The sequence below is a fragment of the Bradyrhizobium sp. P2_E8 genome, from assembly GCF_056403875.1.
The window spans coordinates 1-1598 of sequence record NZ_JBFUES010001350.1; the positions used below are offsets into that span (position 1 = coordinate 1).

Consider the following 1598-nt stretch of genomic DNA (forward strand, 5'->3'; position numbering starts at 1 on the left):
CCGCTATTAGGGTTAAGTTTGCGGCCGAATTAGTCTCCGGAGCCGGGGTTCGGAGAAAAATATTTCTCGAACTTTCCCTCCATGCCGTCGAATTCCTTGGCGTCGGCGGGTGATTCTTTCTTCTGGGTGATGTTCGGCCAGCTCTTGGCGTAGTCGGCGTTGACCGACAGCCACTTTTCCAGGCCCGGTTCCGTGTCCGGCTTGATGGCGTCGGCGGGGCATTCCGGCTCGCACACGCCGCAGTCGATGCATTCGTCGGGATGGATGACGAGCATGTTCTCGCCCTCGTAGAAACAGTCGACCGGGCAGACCTCGACGCAGTCGGTATACTTGCACTTGATGCAGGCTTCAGTGACGACGTAAGTCATCCAACGCTCCGAAAAGCTCTTTTAAAAGTCGCGGCTTGCGTAGCGCGGATGGCCCGGCGCCGCAAGGTCGGGGACGGTCGATCATGACGGCTTTGCGCGTTTGATCGACCAAGAAATGAATTCAAAGCGCAATTAATTGCGCTTTCCTTCGCCGAGCTCCTCGTAGAGCACGCGCGCCGAGGCGGCGTCGCCGCGGCGCTCGTTGAAGGCTATCACTTTCAACACGCGCACGGTGCGGTCGAGCGCGATGGTGAGCACGTCGCCGGCCTTGATCGCATGCCCCGGCGAGGTCTCGCGCACGCCGTTGACGCGGACATGGCCGGACTCGACCAGTTCAGCCGCAGAGGTGCGCGCCTTCACCACCCGCGCGTGCCACAGCCATTTGTCGATGCGCTGCCGCTCGGTCGTGGGCTACTCCTTGCGCCCCGCGAGCTGCTCCTTCAGCGCAGCGAGCTTTGCGAAGGGCGAATTGGGATCGACCGGACGATCGCGCTCGCGCGGGTTCGCGCTTGAGGCGTAGGGACGCAGCGACGGCCCGCCCTGGCGGTCACGGCCCTTGTCACGGTCGCGGCCGCGATTGTCGCGGCCCTTGTCGCGATCGCCACCGAACTTGCCCTTGTTGCGATCGCGATCCTTGTCGCGGTCCTTGCCCTGGAAGCTGCGGTTCTTGTCGTCGCGCCCTTCGGGACGCGGCGCGCCTTCCGCACCGCCTTCGCGGCCCTTGCGGAAGTCTCTGCCGCCATCCCTGCGACCGCCGTGACGATGGCGCTCGCCGCGCTTCTCGCCGTCGGCTGCTTGCGCGGCCTCGCCTTCGGCGGGCGCAGCACCCGCCTCGGCGCCCGCCTGCGGACGCGGCTGATGATGGTGACGCTGGTGGCGATGACGCTCGTGGCGCGGCTTGCGATCCTCGTGACGGCCRCCGGGACGCCAGACCTCGACCAGCTCGGGCTCGGCGGGCGCGGCCTCGACAGGTGCGGCGGCATCGGGCGATGCAGCGGCCTCGACCGCGGCGGCTTCAGCGGGCGCGGCTTCAAGGCCGGCAGCCTCCGCAGGCGCAGCGGCTTCCTCTTCGGCCGGCGGCGCGATGCCGGGAGCGTCTTCGGGCGTGACGGGAGCATCTAGCAATGCTTCGAGCGCCGGCTCGTCCTGCGCGGGCTCGTCGTGCTGCTCCATGCCGGGCGCGTCTTCGACGGTGACTGCGACCGCAGCGGCTTCGATCGGTGTGTCTGC

The 1598-nt window shown here is 66.9% G+C and carries 2 protein-coding genes and 1 pseudogene; all 3 read right to left on the reverse strand.

Annotated elements, in window-relative coordinates:
- Nucleotides 1–29: 29 nt before the first annotated feature.
- Complete coding sequence (gene fdxA / locus AC1D00_RS40340; RefSeq protein WP_027545217.1) at nucleotides 30–368, reverse strand: ferredoxin FdxA; 339 nt, start codon at nucleotides 366–368, stop codon at nucleotides 30–32.
- Between the two features lie 132 nt (nucleotides 369–500).
- Complete coding sequence (locus tag AC1D00_RS40345; protein ID WP_271570084.1) at nucleotides 501–758, reverse strand: RNA-binding S4 domain-containing protein; 258 nt, start codon at nucleotides 756–758, stop codon at nucleotides 501–503.
- A gap of 21 nt (nucleotides 759–779) precedes the next feature.
- A pseudogene (locus tag AC1D00_RS40350) lies at nucleotides 780–1598 on the reverse strand (helicase-related protein); the annotation flags it as partial.